The organism is Pseudobacter ginsenosidimutans (genome assembly GCF_007970185.1).
Classification (GTDB): Bacteria; Bacteroidota; Bacteroidia; order Chitinophagales; family Chitinophagaceae; genus Pseudobacter; species Pseudobacter ginsenosidimutans.
Window position 1 is genome coordinate 6,405,185 of record NZ_CP042431.1, and the last position, 16,261, is coordinate 6,421,445.

Sequence of the window (16,261 nt, forward strand, 5' to 3'; positions counted from 1 at the left end):
TGCAAAATCCCAAAAAACAAGGGCTGCCTTCTCAGGCAGCCCCGTTCCTATAAAAACAAATTCATCTTAGTTGATAAACTCTTTCAGTTTCTTACCTAACTCTTCACCTCTCAGGTCTCTCGCTACGATCTTTCCATTAGGATCGATCAGCAGATTCGTGGGCACTGCACGAACACCATACTGAACAGCAACAGCATTTTGCCAGAACTTCAGATCAGAAACATGGCTCCAGGTCAGTTGATCGTCATCGATCGCTTTCAGCCAGTTTTCTTTTTTGCTATCCAGGCTAACACCGAGGACAGTGAAATTTTTGTCTTTGAACTCATTGTAAGTTTTCACTACGTTGGGGTTCTCAGCGCGGCAGGGGCCGCACCAGCTAGCCCAGAAATCAACCAGTACATATTTACCACGGAAATCAGACAGCTTCACGGGTTTGTCGTTCTGATCATTCTGAGTGAAATCAGGAGCAACAACGCCTACTGCAGTTTTCTTGGCGATATCGATACGCTCAGCGAATTCCTTACCAGCTTTGGAAGCTTTCAGGTCAGCAGAGAGCGCATTGAATTGAGGTTCGATCTCAGCAGGATCGAAATTAGCGCCAGCCAGTTCATTTATTGCAGCAAGACTGAAGAAAGAACCAGGGTTCTTTTTGATATACTCAGCCTGCAGTTTTTTCTTTTCTTCCTGCGCAGGTGTTTGTTTCGCGATCAGGCCATTTACAAAAGCAGTGTCTTGTTGTTTTTCGCGGGGAGCGCCATAATATTCTTTGTTCACAGCTTCCAGAACGGCGTCAGGACCAGAAAGGAATTTCTTGTATCCCAGGAAAGCCTCGTGAACGGGAGAACCTTTCACGGTTGCATTCTTAACAGAATCTTTTGCATCCACTGTTACATTTCCTTTCTCAACATATACAGTGATCATGTCCATCACTCTTTTCATACCCTCACCGGTATGATCAACAATGAGCCTTGCGCCTGTAGGGCCGCCAAGTGTTCCTTTGAATTCGAAAGCGCCTCCTTTGAATACAACGGAGTCGAGAACGTTATTGCCATTTTCCCTGTAGTTCAGATAGATCTTGGCCGGAGCTTCCAGTTTGCCCACTTTACCCTTGATGGTAAAGGCGGGGTCCTGTTGAGCGAAAACTGCGGCGGGTGCAGCCAGCAGTAATGCGGAAATGATTGTTTTCATTCTGTAGTTTTTTTAAAAATTCAGGACTGCCAATTTAAGGCCAAAGACGGTTTATTTGCGGCAGAATAGTACGAACGGTCAATAGTTAACCACCGGAAGCCTTTCCGGCTACACAAAAGCATTGTTAAAGCCATACCGTTCTCATAATTATGGGATATACATCTTTTTTTATCCTTAATTTCGGCGTTGACCCAATCCGTACAAGAAAAGTTTGCAGGAAAACAATACAAATAGAGACTTTGAGCTGTTTGCCCTCATTGCCGAAGGCGACGAGTCTGCTTTCGAACAACTCTACAACCTCTACCTGCCTGAGCTTTACCCCGTTATTTTCAATATCGTGAAGTCCGAACTGCTGGTGAAAGACATCATCCAGGAACTTTTCCTCTACCTCTGGATGGACCGCGAAAAACTCAATGGCGTTGATCAGCCCCGCAACTGGATCTTCAAGATCGCTTATAACCGCTCCTATTCCTGGCTTAAAAAACAGATCATTCGCGAACGCGCCGCGCAGCAAATGAGCACACAGGAAGCAGAAAATGCCACTGAAGAAGCTGTTCATTTTTCAGAAGCTTCCCGGCTGGTGCTCGCTGCCATCAATGAGCTTCCTCCAAAATCTCAGCAGATCTATCGTCTTAGTCGTGAAGCCGGCCTGAAACCGGCTGTCATCGCAGATCAGCTGGGCATGGATGTGCAGGCCGTCAAGAATTCATTATACCGCTCCGGAAAAGCGCTCAAGGCTGCCCTTGCCAGCAAGGGTATCATAGTGCCCATCGCCCTCCTGCTTACCCGTCTATAATTTTTTTTCACACTGATGATTACTTTTTGAAAGCACAGCGTACGTACGTAGGTGCAGGCTCCATTCTTTATCCTACCGGAGCACATTAAACCATCCTCATTATTAAATACCATTTTGTGGAAACGTCAAACAGGCTTGAATACTTATTAACCCGAATGGAGCAGCATACTGCTTCGGAAGAAGAATGCCAGGAACTCATAAACCTTATCAACAGCGATGAAACAGGAACAGTGATCGAAAGCATCAATGCTTTCCATTCAGCCAGGCCCGTACTGGAACCCAGGCCAGACCTGCAAAGCAGCCCCTGGAAAGAAGGCATCCAAGAGGTGCTGCAAGCATACAAAACCCGTGAAAACACAATACCGGATGCGGCGCCCAGAGGCCGGCTCCGTTCGCTGAAAAGGATCAGTTGGGCCGCAGCGGCCGTGATTGTACTTACAGCAGGTGCTTATTTTTTCCTTACCATTAACAAGGAAACACCAATTACCGTTGAGCCGGAAGCGATGGCTGCAAAGCCCATCCTTCCCGGCACTAACGGTGCCACACTAACGCTGGCAGACGGAACAGAGGTATCGCTGGACAGTGCCCGCGATGGCGTGATTGCTTCCCAGCAGGGAGCCAATGCCGTACTTGCAAACGGACAACTGAGCTATGCCGGCGGCAAGGCCCCGGCAGAACTGGTGTACAACACACTCAGCACCCCCAAGGGCCGTCAGTTCCATATGACGATGGCCGATGGCTCTAAGATCTGGCTCAATGCAGGCAGCTCCGTTCGATTCCCTGCCGTGTTCGGCAGCAACGAAAGAAAAGTGTACATCACAGGAGAAGTATATTTTGAAGTGGCGCGCAACCAGGCAAGCCCGTTCATTGTGATCGTGAATAACCGCGCTGGCATTGAAGTACTGGGCACCAGTTTCAACGTGAATTCCTACGAGAACGAAGAACAGATGAATACAACACTGGTGGATGGCAGCGTGAAAATCTCTGCCGGTGCAACCAATCAGGCAAATGGCTCAACTGTAGTATTGAAACCAGGTCAGCAGGCCCGTATCAGCAACAGCGGAAACGCAGCATCAGCCGGCATTTCAGTGATCAATGATGTGGATCTGGATAAAGCCGTGGCCTGGAAGAATGGTTATTTCAATTTCGGAAAAGCCAGCCTGAGAGAAGTGATGCGTCAGCTGGAAAGATGGTACGATATAGAAGTGGTGTATGAAAAAGATGTGCCCAATCCGCAATTCATCGGAAAGATGACAAGGAATATCAGCTTACAGGATCTTTTCCAGATCCTCGAAAGCTCGGAAGTGAATTTCAGGATTGAAGGAAAAAAAGTAATTGTAACTAAATAAACTTTTAGATCTGTAAGGTCACTAAAAAGCCGCCTTAGTCTGGTCCACTAAAGCGGCGGAGTCTGGTGATCTGTATTTCGGCTTTCACGAATTAAATAACCAAACAATGCAATGTAAGGAAAAAGCACTAAACCCCTGCCCGGTGCTGGCAGGCGGGTCTGGTCCCCGCTGCCGGGCATTTCAGGTAAACCCTGGAAAAAAAATCTGGTTAATGATGAAATTGACGATGTTTTTCATGCTGGCAGCTGCACTCACTGTGTCTGCCACTACAAAATCACAGACAGTTTCCTTGTCGGGGAAGAACCTTCCCCTGCTCTCGGTTTTCAATACCGTGGAAAAGCAAACAGGCTATGTACTGTTCGCCAACCAGAGCGTATTTGAGAACTCGCGCACTGTAACACTGGATGTGAAGAACATGCCCCTGGATGCATTCCTGAAGCAGGTGCTGAAAGATCAGCCCATCGATTTCTTCATCAAAGACAAAACCATTGTTCTGAAGAAGAAACAGGTCACTGCTGCTCCGGAAACTATCAACTTCCCGGCTCCCGCCCGCGACCCTATTACCGGTAAATTAACCGATTCAACCGGCGCCCCCCTTGCCGGTGCCACAGTAAGCATTCGCGGAAAGGAAACCAAAGTGATGACGGACAACAACGGTCAGTTCACCATCAATGCAGAAGATGGCGATGTACTGCAGATCACGTATGTGGGTTATGAAAATCTCACGTACCGTCTGAAAGCAGGCACCCGTTCCGTATCATTGATGATGGCGCCCAAAGTGACCGATGAAACAGAAGTGGTGGTTACCGCATTCTCTACCGGTTATCAGAACGTGCCCAAAGAAAGAGCTACCGGCTCATTCGAACAGATCGATAATCGCCTCCTGAACAGGACCACCGGTGCGAATATCCTTTCCCGTTTGGAAGGTATTGCAAACGGTGTGCAGTTCCTCACTCCCGGCTCAAATGATCCGGCCAATGTGCGTGTACGCGGCCTCTCTACCATTGAAGCCAACTCCCGCCCACTCATCGTTATCGATAACTTCCCGTACGAAGGTAATTATACAGACTATTCCCGCCTTTCCTCCAGCAACCAGGTTGACCTGAGCTTCATCAACCCGAATGATATTGAAAGCATCACGATCCTGAAAGACGCTGCTGCCGCATCAATCTGGGGTGCGCGCGCTGCTAACGGTGTGATCGTTATCAATACCAAGAAAGGAAAATTCAATCAGAAAGCAAAGGTCAGCTTCAGCCAAACCACTACCATCGGCGATATCCCTGACCTGATGTACGACAGAAACAGGCTGCCTGCCGAAACAATGATGGAGATCGAAAAATTCAGGTACAAGAACTCTTCAGCATATGATACGGCCAGCTCAGACAGAAGAGTGATCCCGGAATATGCTTACCTGATGAGACTCCTCGAAACCGGCCAGATCGATCCGGCCACTTTCGAAAAAGAAGAACAAAGACTGAAGAATACAGAAGTAAGGAATGATATCGAAAAATACCTCATGCAACGTTCCGTACTGCAACAGTATGCACTGAACGTCAGAGGTGGCGGACAAAACTACAACTACTTCCTCTCTGCAGGCTATGATCGCAATCGTAATACGAATATTGGTGACCGTGATGATCGATTCAACATCAGCATGAACAACAGCTTCATGCCGGTGAAGAACCTCACCATGCAGGCAGGTATCGCCTATACAAATACAAAGCGTTACAATAACGGCATTACCACGGGTGATCTCAGCGGAGCAAACAATATCGGCCTCTCGCCTTACATGCGACTGGTGGACGAAAACGGCAATCCCGCTTCCATAGTGAAAGATCTCAGCCAGCATTATAAAGACTGGCAGATGGCAGGTGGCATGATGGACTGGAACTACCGTCCGCTTGAAGAAAGAAACCAACGCAAGATCACTGCAAACGGACAGGAACTCAGAATCAATGCATCAGTGAACTATCGTTTCCTGAACCGCTTCGACCTGAGCGTTCAATACCAGAAAACAACCGGCTCCAACAACAGCAGCTCCCACTATTACAAAGAGAGCTACTATGTAAGGAACTTAGTGAACAAATTCACTACACTCGGTGGCGTACAGCAAATTCCTTATGGAGATATCTTCATCGAAGGCACTCCCTACAAAACCAATTCCAACACTTTCAGAGGCCAGCTCAATTACAATGAGAAATTCGGAAGCGATCACGCTATTTCCGCACTGGTAGGTACTGAAGTAAGAGAGATGGTTCGCGAGAGCTCTCCCGGTTACTATCTCTACGGATATGATCCCATGACCCTGAGCGGAAAATTGTCTGAACTGGACGTAACTGTGCAGAAGCCTGTAAGGCCCGGCGGCAACCAGTTCATCCCAAGCCAGTTCCCGCTCTCCAATACACTTACAAAATATACTGACCGCTTCCTCAGCTACTATACCAACGCCAGCTACACTTATAAAGGCAGGTATACCATCAGCGGCTCCGCTCGTTACGACGGTTCCAACCTCTTTGGTGTTAAGACCAACCAGAAATGGCAACCTCTCTGGTCTGTTGGTGGTAAATGGGATATCGACAGGGAGAATTTCTATCATAGCGACTGGGTTCCCGGACTTACGCTACGCGCCACTTATGGTATCGCGGGTAACGTAACCAACCTGCTGAGCAGGTACCCTGCCGGTACGCTTCAAACCGATGCCAACAGCCGTCTGCCTTTCATCAAGCTGGGCACCGTGGGTAATCCATCCCTCCGCTGGGAGCAGATCAACACACTCAACCTGGCAGTTGATTTCACGTTGAAGAATAACCGAATCAGCGGTAGTATTGAATACTACGCCAAGAAATCGAGCGACCTGATCGGTGATGATTATCTTCCCCCTTCTTCCGGCGTGATCAGCCAAACATGGGGCACTGCGCAGAACAGTAAGAAAGTGAACTATGCAAATATGAAAACGCATGGTTTTGATTTCAGGATCAATACCAAGAACCTTACCGGACCTCTGAGCTGGAACAGCACCATCCTGTTGAGTACAGTGAAGAATGAAGTCACCAACGTTTTCGTGAATCCCGGAAGAAGAACACAGGAATACTTTGGCGGTTCCGCCGCCGTACCTCCTGTAACAGGTGTAAGCAGGGATATGATCTATGCCGTTCCCTGGCTCGGCCTGGACCATGAAACGGGTCTGCCCATCATGTACCTCAATGGTGAGAAGTCCACCAACTACACAGCTTACATCAACAACATGAAGAAGGAAGACCTGGTGAATGCAGGTGTGGCTGTTCCTACCATGTTCGGTTCACTTAGAAATGACCTGAGCTATAAAAATTTCAGCCTCTCTTTCCTCATTACCTGGAAAACAGGTCATGTGTTCCGCAGGAATTCAATTTCTTCCGGAGCTGAGTATTCCGGTGTTTACCATATGGACTATTTCAAGAGATGGCAAAAACCCGGCGATGAGCTCCACACTTATGTGCCTGCTTATTCCGCAACAGCTATTGCAGCTCTTCCCACTTTCTACAATTTCAGTGAAGTGCTGATCACAAAAGGTGATGTGGTGCGTCTGCAGGATATCAGCCTCTCCTATGCACTTACTAAATTCAATATTCCACGCCTGCCGGTGGAACGCGTGAACATCATTGCCAACGTGAGAAATGTGGGCATGCTCTGGAAAGCCAATGACTTTGGCATCGATCCGGACTTCGCCAATGCGGCTTATGTAACACCCCGCACTTTTGCGCTGGGCATTCAATTAGACTTTTAAAACTGTTACAATGAGATTCAAATCATATAGCATACTCATAGCAGCGTCCCTGGCAATCAGCAGTTGCGGAAAGAATTTCCTGGACGAAAAAAGGGATTCGAAAGAAGTGATCGTACGCACCATCGCGGATTACCAGGCGGTGATGGACAATGCCGCCGTAGTGAACAACAACGCATCACTTATCTTCAACATGGTATCAGCAGCCGAATACTACCTTGCCGATAAGGATGTGAACACCTGGAAAATAAATATGCCTCCGGAGATCAACGCCTATCTCTGGGAAAAAGAAATATACGAAACACGCGAGTCTTTCGACTGGAACAATTCCTACCATCGTATCATGGTTGCCAACCTGGCCCTGGACGTAGAGAAGCTGAGTCCTGTCAACGCTGCAGAAAAAACCGTTGCCGATAACACCAAAGGACATGCGCGTTTCGTTCGCGCCTACGCTTTCTACCAACTGGCGCAACTTTTCTGCAAACCCTACGATGCAGCAACAGCAGGTTCAGACCTGGGCGTTCCCATCAAACTGGACTACGATGTTACCGTGAGGATGCCTAACCGCTCCAATGTGGCAGCCGTGTACGCACAGATCATCAAAGACCTGGAAGAAGCCCTGCCACTGCTCCCCGAGAAACCACAGGTGGTTTTCCGCCCGGGCAAAACAGCAGTTTATACCCTGCTGGCAAAAGTGTACATGCAGATGGGCAACTGGGATAAAGTGCTGGAATACTCCAATGAAGCATTGAAGATCAAAAGCGATCTCAAAGACTTCAAGGATTTCAAAGCGCTGCCTTCCATGCCTACGGATTATGGCAAAACACTGAACGAAATGTTCTATTATGCCCAATCCGCCAAACCAAGCTCCACTTTCACCGGTATGATGGTAACACCTGAAGTGTTCGATCTCTATGAAGCGGATGATTACAGAAAGGACGCCTATTTCAATGCCACCACAAAAGCATTCAAAGGTTCCTTCGCAGGCCTGTATGCCAACTTCAGCGGCTACACTACTTCAGAAGTTTACCTGATGAGAGCAGAAGCCTGCGCGAGATTGAACCAGACAGACAAAGCGCTGGCAGATCTCAATGAACTGCGCAAATACAGGTTCCCCGATACAAAGCCTGCACTGGCTATCACTGATCAGACAGAACTGATCAAATTTGTGATCGATGAGCGCAGAAGGGAATTGTACCAGCGCGGAACAAGATGGGAAGACCTTCGCAGGTTGAATAAGGAACCGCAATTTGCCGTTACACTTACGCATACGTTCGAAGGAAGATCATACAGCCTTCCACCTAATGATATCCGTTATACCATGCCGTTACCGGACAACGAGATCCAGTTAAACAATTATCCCCAAAACCCAAGATAAGGTAATCGTGTGCCGCCGGCGCCTCAGACCGGCGGTACACGATAATAAAAGAGATTATGAGCGATAATATTGTAAGGATTGAGAACCTCAGTCACCGCTACTCGCGTGCCTGGGCCATCCAGGATATCAATTTGCAGATCGACAGGAAAGGTATTCTCGGACTGCTTGGTTCCAACGGAGCCGGTAAATCCACCACCATGAATATCCTTTGCGGCGTGCTCAACCAAACCCAGGGTAATGTGATCATTTGCGGCATCGATATGCGCAAGCATCCGAAGGAAGCAAAGAAGCAGATCGGTTTCCTGCCACAGCATCCCCCGCTCCACCTGGAGCTCACCATTCATGAATACCTCACCCATTGTGCGCACCTCCGCAGGATCCCGCGCAATATGGTGAAGCAGGCCGTGGAAGAAGTGAAAGTTAAATGCGGTGTTGCGCATTTCAGCGACCGCCTGCTGAAGAATCTCTCAGGAGGCTATCGCCAGCGCGTAGGCATTGCACAGGCCATCATTCACAAACCACAGCTGGTAGTATTGGACGAGCCCACCAATGGCCTCGATCCCAATCAGATCCTGGAAGTACGCAAGCTCATCCGCGAGATCGCTGAAGAACGCGCCGTGATCTTCTCTACACATATCCTCAGTGAAGTGCAGGTGCTCTGCCGGGATATCGTGATGATCGAAAAAGGAAAGATCGTTTTTGCCGATACCATGGAAGCTTTCAACAATTATATCGAGCCCAACGGCGTACAGGTATGGTTCAGCAATATGCCTTCAAAAGAAGCGCTGCTGCAGATCCCCGGCGTAAAGGATGCTGTGATCCAGTCAGCCAACAGCGCAAGACTGGTGATAGACAGAAACCCCGCCATCTGTGAAACCATCATAGAAGTGAGCGTGGAAAAGGGATGGAAGATGAGAGAGATCGGCCTCGAAAAAAGCTCTCTCGACGATATTTTTAAACAATTGTCTTCTTAGCGGGCAGCAAACCTCAACTTATTTATGCGTGTTTCATTAAGGTTAGCCAAACAGGAATTGGCATCACTCTTTTACTCACCCATCGCCTGGTTCATCCTCGTGATCTTCACCGTACAATTCGGTATTGCCTTCACCGGCAAAATGGAAATGTATGTGTCTTACAAGAACCTTGGGTACAATACTTTCAATCTTACCGATTATATTTTCACGAACGGACAAACACCCGGACTGCTCCTCACCGTGCAGAGCCAGCTCTATCTTTTCATTCCCCTCATCACGATGGGATTGATCAGTCGCGAGATCAGCAGCGGGTCTATCAAGCTGCTGCAATCCTCTCCCATCAGTGTGGCGGAGATCGTATTCGGAAAATACCTGGGCATCATGGCATATGCGCTGCTGCTCATTCTGCTGCTGCTGGCCTATGTGGTTACAGCATCTTTTTTCATTCCCAACTTTGAAATGAGCTGGATGCTTAGTGGTATCCTCGGCATATTCCTGTTGCTGAGCGCCTATGCAGCTATCGGTCTTTTTCTCTCCAGTCTTACTGCCTACCAGGTGGTGGCTGCATTGAGCACGCTGGCCGTGCTTACATTTTTACATTATATCGGCAGCCTCTGGCAGGATATCGATTTCGTTCGTCATATCACTTATTTCCTTTCCGTAAGTGGAAAAGCAGACAGCCTGATCTATGGACTGATCCGCAGCAAAGACATTGTTTATTTCCTGGTTGTGATCTCCCTTTTCCTGGGACTTACCATGCTGAAATTGCAATCAGGCAGGGAAAGCAGGTCCTTTGCCTTCCAGGCAAGCCGCTACCTGCTGCTGATCGCGGTTTGTATCGGTATCGGTTATATCAGCGCGTTACCTAAGTACACCGCTTACTGGGATACCACTTCACAACATATCCGCACACTGCATCCCATCAGCCAGGAAGTGATGAAGAACCTGAAAGAGCCGCTGGAGATCACTACTTACGTGAACCTGCTGGATAAGGATTACAATGTAGGCGCCAAAAAACAACGCAATAATGACCTCACCCGGTTCGAGCAATACCAGCGTTTTCATCCTGGGCTGAAGATGAACTATGTGTACTATTACGATACCACCGATAATAAATCGCTTTTCACCAATAAGATCAATAATGGCCTGGACCTGAAAGCTGTGGCTGAAAACGTTGCGGAATCCAATAAGCTCGATATCCGTGATTTCCTCACCCCACAGGAAATCCGTAAACAGATCAGCCTGAAAGAAGAAGGCAACCGATTTGTACGTGTTCTGAAAAGTGGTGAGAAGAAAACATGGCTCCGTCTTTACAATGATTTCTTCAAACACCCCGGTGAGCCTAACATCATAGTGGCTGTGAAGCTACTTGAAGAAGGGCCGTCCCGAATTGCATTCGTTTCAGGCAATGATCTCCGGAGCATTAAAGACAATAGCGATCGCGGCTACCGTGCAAGCACAAGTGAAAAAACGCAGAGGAATACTCTCGTGAACAACGGCTTCGAACCTGTAAGTGTTGATCTCAAACAGGCAGAGATCCCGAAGAATATAGACGCCCTCGTGATCGCAGATCCGCGCAATGCATTTTCTCCCGAAGAGCTGGCGAAGATCAAAGCGTATATAGACAATGGCGGTAACCTGCTTATAACAGCCGAAAGAGAATTCCAGGAATACCTGAAACCTTTTCTCGAACCGATGGGCATCCATTTTCTTAAAGGCACTGTTGCACAGATCAATGATGGCATGGCACCCAATATCGTGTACAGTTACTTCACCAATGATGCCAATCTCCTGGGAGCTGAATTCAGCAATAAGTCGAATGACTCCACCTTCAAAGTGGTAATGCATGGCGCTGGCGCGATGGAATACAGGACCACCGGTGATTTCAAGGCAACGCCATTACTGGAAACACATACGAACAAGAGCTTTCTGAAAGCGAAAAAGATAGAAACAGATTCTCTTCGCCTGGCCTTCAATGCTGCTGAAGGCGATCTGAATATTCCTGTGAATACGGCCTTCGCATTAACGCGTACGGTAAATGGAAAACAGCAAAAGATTGTGGTGACCTCCGATGCGGATTTCATCAGCAACCTGGAGCTGAGCACTTTCAGAAAAACAAATGGCAACAAGAATACTCAATTCTATAACGGACTGTTCAACTGGTTCAGCAACGGGAAATATCCTGTTGTGATCCCGGCGAAAGATCCGGTAGACAATGATATCACACTCACCACAAAGGGAGTGAACTGGCTAAAGGTGATCTACCTGTATGGCCTGCCCGCACTGATCCTTTTCGGAGGGGTCTTATTGTTATTCTTCAGAAGGAGGAAATAATAAGGTATTCACGGAGTGCTGGCAGTTGCTCGCCGGGATGGCGAGCAACTGCCAGCACTCTACCTTTTTTAAGCAAGTTCATTCTGTTCTCAGATGAATTTCATCTGCACCGCCATCTTCACCAGGGAAGCGATATTCCTGGCCTCAAATTTGGCAAGCAGGTTCTTACGGTGGGTATCTACGGTAGTAACGCTCACGAACAACTTCTGGGCGATCTCATTATTGGTCATGCCATCGGCAATCAGTTCCAGCACTTCTTTCTCCCTTCGCGTCAGCACAATTTTGATACTGTCGTCTTTTCGCATGGTTTGTGCAGCTTCCCGGCTGAAATAGGTTTTATTCTTCTGCACGGATTGAATGGCTTCTATCAGTTCTTCCTTTGTGGCATTTTTCAACACATAGCCTGAAGCGCCATTGTCCATCATTTTCTCTATCAGGCTGTACTGATTGAAGGTACTCAGTCCGATCACGAATACCGAAGGATGCTGCTCTTTCACGGCTTTGCAGAGGTCGATGCCATTTATGTCCGGCAGGTTGATATCCATCAGGATCACATCAGGTGTTTCCTTCTTCAGGAAAGCCAGGCAGGATGCGGCATTGGTGGCATGCCCCATCCATTCGATGCCCTGTGTGTCTTTCAGCAGCGAATGAATGCCTTCTATCACCATATAATGATCATCTACGATGAACAGTTTTGTAAGCATGACTCAGATATTTACTTCTATCATCACGGAACTTCCTTTGCCGGGAGACGATTGTATGTCTATTTTTCCTTTTAAGAAATCCACCCTGTTGCGGATATTCTGCCAGCCGATCCCTTCCGCCTTTTCAAGGTTTTCAGGGTCGAAGCCTTTGCCATCATCTTCAACGGTGAGGGTTAAACGGCCATCTGTTTTTGTCAGCTGCACGATGGCGCTGCTGGCTGCAGCGTGACGGATGCTGTTGTTCAGCAACTCCTGTGCAATGCGGTAAATAGCAATAGAAGTGGTTTGATCGATACTGGTATCATCAAGCCCTATCGATTGATAATTCACATCAAGTGCGCCACTCTTGTTGATATCGATGCAGAAGTCCCGTAAAGCTGTATCCAGTCCGTATTTGACCAGTACTTCCGGCATCATGTTATGCGCTACGCGGCGCATTTCCCGGATGGAACTGTCCAGCATATCGATACCACGTTCGAAGGCCTGCTGGTTATCCGGCGTCATCACCAGGTTGCCTTTCATGGTGAAGAAAGAATGGCGGATGCCACTGAGCATGCCTCCCAGCCCATCATGCAGGTCCTTGGCGAGCCGCGTCCGCTCCTGTTCTTCTCCTTTCAGAACGGCTTCTGTTGCGGTGAGCTGCTTTTCTGTTTCCAGTTCGGTTATACGTTGTTGTTGAAGCTTCTGTTTATTGTGATGGTTGAGGTAAAGCAGTATCAGGATGATCAGCAAAGCAATGGCGCTTCCGATGAGGATATAGTTGAGTTCTTCCTTTTGTTTGATCTTCAGTTCCTGGTTCTGTTTTTCCACCTGAAGGAGTTTGATCTCATTGTCTTTTCCTTTTACCTGGTAGCGTGTTTCCATCATCGTTACCTTGTTCTTCATGTCGGCAGTGGTGATACTGTCCTGCAATGCCGATCTTTTCACCAGCCAGTCGTTAGCCGTTTTGAAATCCCCTTTGGCCGTATACCAGCCGGCGATATTGGCATAGGCGCTGAGTTGCCCGAATGCCATTTGCCCATCGATGGATTTTTTCAGAAGGGTATCCAGCAGTCTTTTCGCCTCTGTGAGATTGCCGGCACTGGTGAGGACCCTGGTAAGTGGCCCAAGCATGGTGACTTCTTCATAGGGAGCATTGTTGTCACGCGCCAGTTCATATGCTTTGGTGAGATTTACGGTAGCGTGGGTATAATCTTTCCTGTTTTCCTGTACCACGCCAAGGCTCTGATGGTACATCAGCATTGAATAGAGGTCCTGCGTTTCCTTCACCATCGGCGCCACGATCTTCAGGAGGGAATCCGCTTCTTTGAAATGGGAAGCGCTCAAATGAGCTGTGATGATCCCCATCCTGCGCCTGGCTATAGTAGGTTTGTCGCCGTTTTTTTCTGCAACATCCAGAGCCTTATAATTGTACTCCATTGCTTTGGCCGGTTCTTTCATCTGCTCATATACTGTAGCAATACCATTGTATACGCTGCCTACAACGGATGACCTGTATTTTTCCAGTATTTCTGCCGCCCTGGTAAAATGATGTACAGCCTGCTCGAAGTCTCCCATCTTACTATAATCGCTGCCAACATTATGATGGAGATAAGCTTTGTTGATAACGGCGCGACGATTGGTATCACCCTTGAACGACTCGAATGCAGAATCCGCATAGATCATGGCTTTGGCCATATCACTCCGGTCGGAATAATAGATCTGCGCCGTTACATAACCTGTTTGTATACCCGCTTTGAAATTTTGTTCCCTGCTGATGCTGATCATTTCATTGAGCATTGGCAGCAGCAAAGTGGTGTTCTCATTCACGGCCGATCCCACATAATCCAGGATCAGCATAACGCGGCTGGTATCCCTGTTGGGATGAAGGTCGATGAGATTACGCAGGCTGTCGAGGGTCCTGTTCTGGGCCAGTGCACCCAGACTGAGCAATACTGAAAGAAGGAGCGATAATTTGAATTTGAACATGGCGCCTGTATTGACAAGATCAGTGATACAAAAAAAGAGAATAAAATCACTCCGGCCCCTCCTGCTTTTCCATGATCTTTTGATGAAAATCCCGCTTTTAAGGGATGGCAAAGCATGCACATAACACTGAATTTTACCTCCTGAAAGTAATGCTATTTCTTTCAATAACAAGCAACCAATGACCGGCCTTATAAAATCTGTTCTTTACTCGTTTCTGCCTGCCCGGGACTGGCTGAGTTCAGCCAGTCCTTAAAGCAGGCCCAGCGGCAGCAAAAAGATCTTTTACATTTTTCGATAACCATTAAACATACTCTCATGAAATCATTGTTTTTCGTTTTACTGTTTCCCGTTTTTGCATTTGGACAGCGTCAGGAATCTTTCGGAAAATTCAATTCGCCAGACGGAGCCAGTATCCGTGGTACTTCCACAGTGCGCGGCTATGAAAGGCAACTGGAGGTCAGCAGCCTGGTGGGCACGCCTGCCGGCAATAACACTACCATTCGTTTCCAGATCCCTACAGGAGAAGCCGTGGGTAGTTTCCGCAACCTGGTGAACACCAAACAGCGTTTACGCAATGGCGAGATAGCCATTACCCTTCCCGGAGAAAAAAGAATGGTTGACTACAAGATCGTGATGCAGGATATTGCCGTGGAGGCATGCGTGGATGCGGATGGACAAACCACCCTGCAATTGAAAGCAGGCCGCATCGGCTGGATCTATTACACAACAGACCGCCGCGGCAGAACCATGATCAGCAGCAAAGCCGGATGGGATGTGGAGAAGAATGATGTCTGGACTGAATTCTAAGGCTCGATGAAATAAGCTGCACGTTCCGATTTCTCAAACCTGCTACCGCCCGGCGTTAAACATATTACCTTTATTGAGAAGTAATATTTGCCGGGCTTTCCTTTTGCAATGAAGCCATGACGGACTACACCATTATCATCAGGGGCGCGAACAGGCCTACCATCCACAGTTAGCTGCAGCAGCCTGGTATTGAACGGGAAAGTGCTGATCTTGAGGGTGGCGGTATCACCATCGCGGATCGTTTCCCTGTCCACCATCGCCATGATCTCATCGGAGCTTACTTCATAAGAAGATCTTCCCCCCGCAGTGTTTATTTCGCAGTAAGTCAATAATCCATTCTCAGTCATCAGGAGGTCGTTCCTGATCTTGGCAAGCATGGAATAAAAAAACTGACTGGAGGATTTATTGAAATGGATATCGGTCCAATCTGCATACCATTTTTCAATTGCGTCTGTAGATGATGCCGGATCCAGTCCCTGTAAAAATGGGGTTTCCACTTTCAATTGCGCAATATGTTCTTCCACTTTTTTCCTGGCGCCTTCCGGGAGAAAACCGGGAATACTGTCCAGGGTTGCGAAGAGACTGGTTTTACATTGAAAAAGCTGGTTGAAAAAATCGCGGGTTTCCTTCCTGGTGGAAAGTAGTTTGGAAGCCGGTGTAACTACACTCAGGCTATCGATCGAATTCAGAACCGGAACGATGGCATGCCGGATGGAATTTATGACCGGGCTCCACATTGTGATCTTTTCTTTCGTAATCGGGTCCCAGAGCCTATTTTCAAGTTTCCAGCTGATCAGTTCATTACTGCCGGATAAATAATTGGTGGTTCTTCCCAATCCTTCCCTGATCACATCGAGTTGTTTTTTACTTTGGAGATTACCGCAGGCAGTAAACAAAAAGATCAGGGGGATAAGGAAAAGCTTACGCATATACAGCCATTTAAAAACGGTTAACGGCAAAGATGGTTATTTATTATTCCATTATATCCCAATCTATTCCTAAA

11 protein-coding genes are annotated in these 16,261 nt (G+C 47.8%); 7 read left to right on the forward strand and 4 right to left on the reverse strand.

From position 1 onward, the window contains the following. Positions 1-66: 66 nt before the first annotated feature. On the reverse strand, positions 67-1,188 hold the full coding sequence (locus FSB84_RS25075) for a TlpA disulfide reductase family protein (protein WP_130540587.1): 1,122 nt from the start codon (positions 1,186-1,188) through the stop codon (positions 67-69). 211 nt (positions 1,189-1,399) lie between these two features. On the opposite strand from FSB84_RS25075, the gene FSB84_RS25080 reads away from it, so the two are divergent. The 6 genes from FSB84_RS25080 (at position 1,400) to FSB84_RS25105 (ending at position 11,779) form a co-directional block, all read left to right on the forward strand. Further along, positions 1,400-1,984, forward strand: a complete 585-nt coding sequence (locus tag FSB84_RS25080) for an RNA polymerase sigma factor (protein ID WP_130540588.1) — start codon at positions 1,400-1,402, stop codon at positions 1,982-1,984. Positions 1,985-2,139: 155 nt separating this feature from the next. Further along, positions 2,140-3,333 carry a FecR family protein gene (locus FSB84_RS25085; protein ID WP_130540589.1) on the forward strand — a complete coding sequence of 398 codons (1,194 nt, stop codon included), beginning with the start codon at positions 2,140-2,142 and terminating at the stop codon, positions 3,331-3,333. Between the two features lie 211 nt (positions 3,334-3,544). Beyond that, entirely contained in the window at positions 3,545-7,096 is a 3,552-nt protein-coding gene (locus FSB84_RS25090; RefSeq protein WP_158644110.1) for a SusC/RagA family TonB-linked outer membrane protein, read from the forward strand. 10 nt (positions 7,097-7,106) lie between these two features. Next, the gene (locus FSB84_RS25095; protein WP_130540591.1) at positions 7,107-8,471 is read left to right on the forward strand and encodes a RagB/SusD family nutrient uptake outer membrane protein; all 1,365 of its coding nucleotides are present in this window, start codon (positions 7,107-7,109) and stop codon (positions 8,469-8,471) included. A 56-nt stretch (positions 8,472-8,527) separates the two neighbouring features. Beyond that, positions 8,528-9,445 carry an ABC transporter ATP-binding protein gene (locus FSB84_RS25100; protein WP_130540592.1) on the forward strand — a complete coding sequence of 306 codons (918 nt, stop codon included), beginning with the start codon at positions 8,528-8,530 and terminating at the stop codon, positions 9,443-9,445. A gap of 24 nt (positions 9,446-9,469) precedes the next feature. Further along, positions 9,470-11,779 carry a Gldg family protein gene (locus FSB84_RS25105; protein WP_130540593.1) on the forward strand — a complete coding sequence of 770 codons (2,310 nt, stop codon included), beginning with the start codon at positions 9,470-9,472 and terminating at the stop codon, positions 11,777-11,779. 89 nt (positions 11,780-11,868) lie between these two features. On the opposite strand, the gene FSB84_RS25110 is transcribed toward FSB84_RS25105, so the two are convergent. Both FSB84_RS25110 and FSB84_RS25115 read right to left on the reverse strand, forming a co-directional pair. Then, positions 11,869-12,483 carry a response regulator gene (locus tag FSB84_RS25110; protein WP_130540594.1) on the reverse strand — a complete coding sequence of 205 codons (615 nt, stop codon included), beginning with the start codon at positions 12,481-12,483 and terminating at the stop codon, positions 11,869-11,871. A gap of 3 nt (positions 12,484-12,486) precedes the next feature. Further along, positions 12,487-14,451, reverse strand: a complete 1,965-nt coding sequence (locus tag FSB84_RS25115; protein WP_130540595.1) for a tetratricopeptide repeat-containing sensor histidine kinase — start codon at positions 14,449-14,451, stop codon at positions 12,487-12,489. A 315-nt stretch (positions 14,452-14,766) separates the two neighbouring features. Between FSB84_RS25115 and FSB84_RS25120 the strand changes: the two genes are divergently transcribed. After that, the gene (locus FSB84_RS25120; protein ID WP_130540596.1) at positions 14,767-15,258 is read left to right on the forward strand and encodes an Hcp family type VI secretion system effector; all 492 of its coding nucleotides are present in this window, start codon (positions 14,767-14,769) and stop codon (positions 15,256-15,258) included. On the opposite strand, the gene FSB84_RS25125 is transcribed toward FSB84_RS25120, so the two are convergent. Beyond that, positions 15,255-16,187 carry a hypothetical protein gene (locus FSB84_RS25125; RefSeq protein WP_130540597.1) on the reverse strand — a complete coding sequence of 311 codons (933 nt, stop codon included), beginning with the start codon at positions 16,185-16,187 and terminating at the stop codon, positions 15,255-15,257. The two genes, FSB84_RS25120 and FSB84_RS25125, sit on opposite strands and share 4 nt — an antisense overlap. Positions 16,188-16,261 lie beyond the last annotated feature (74 nt).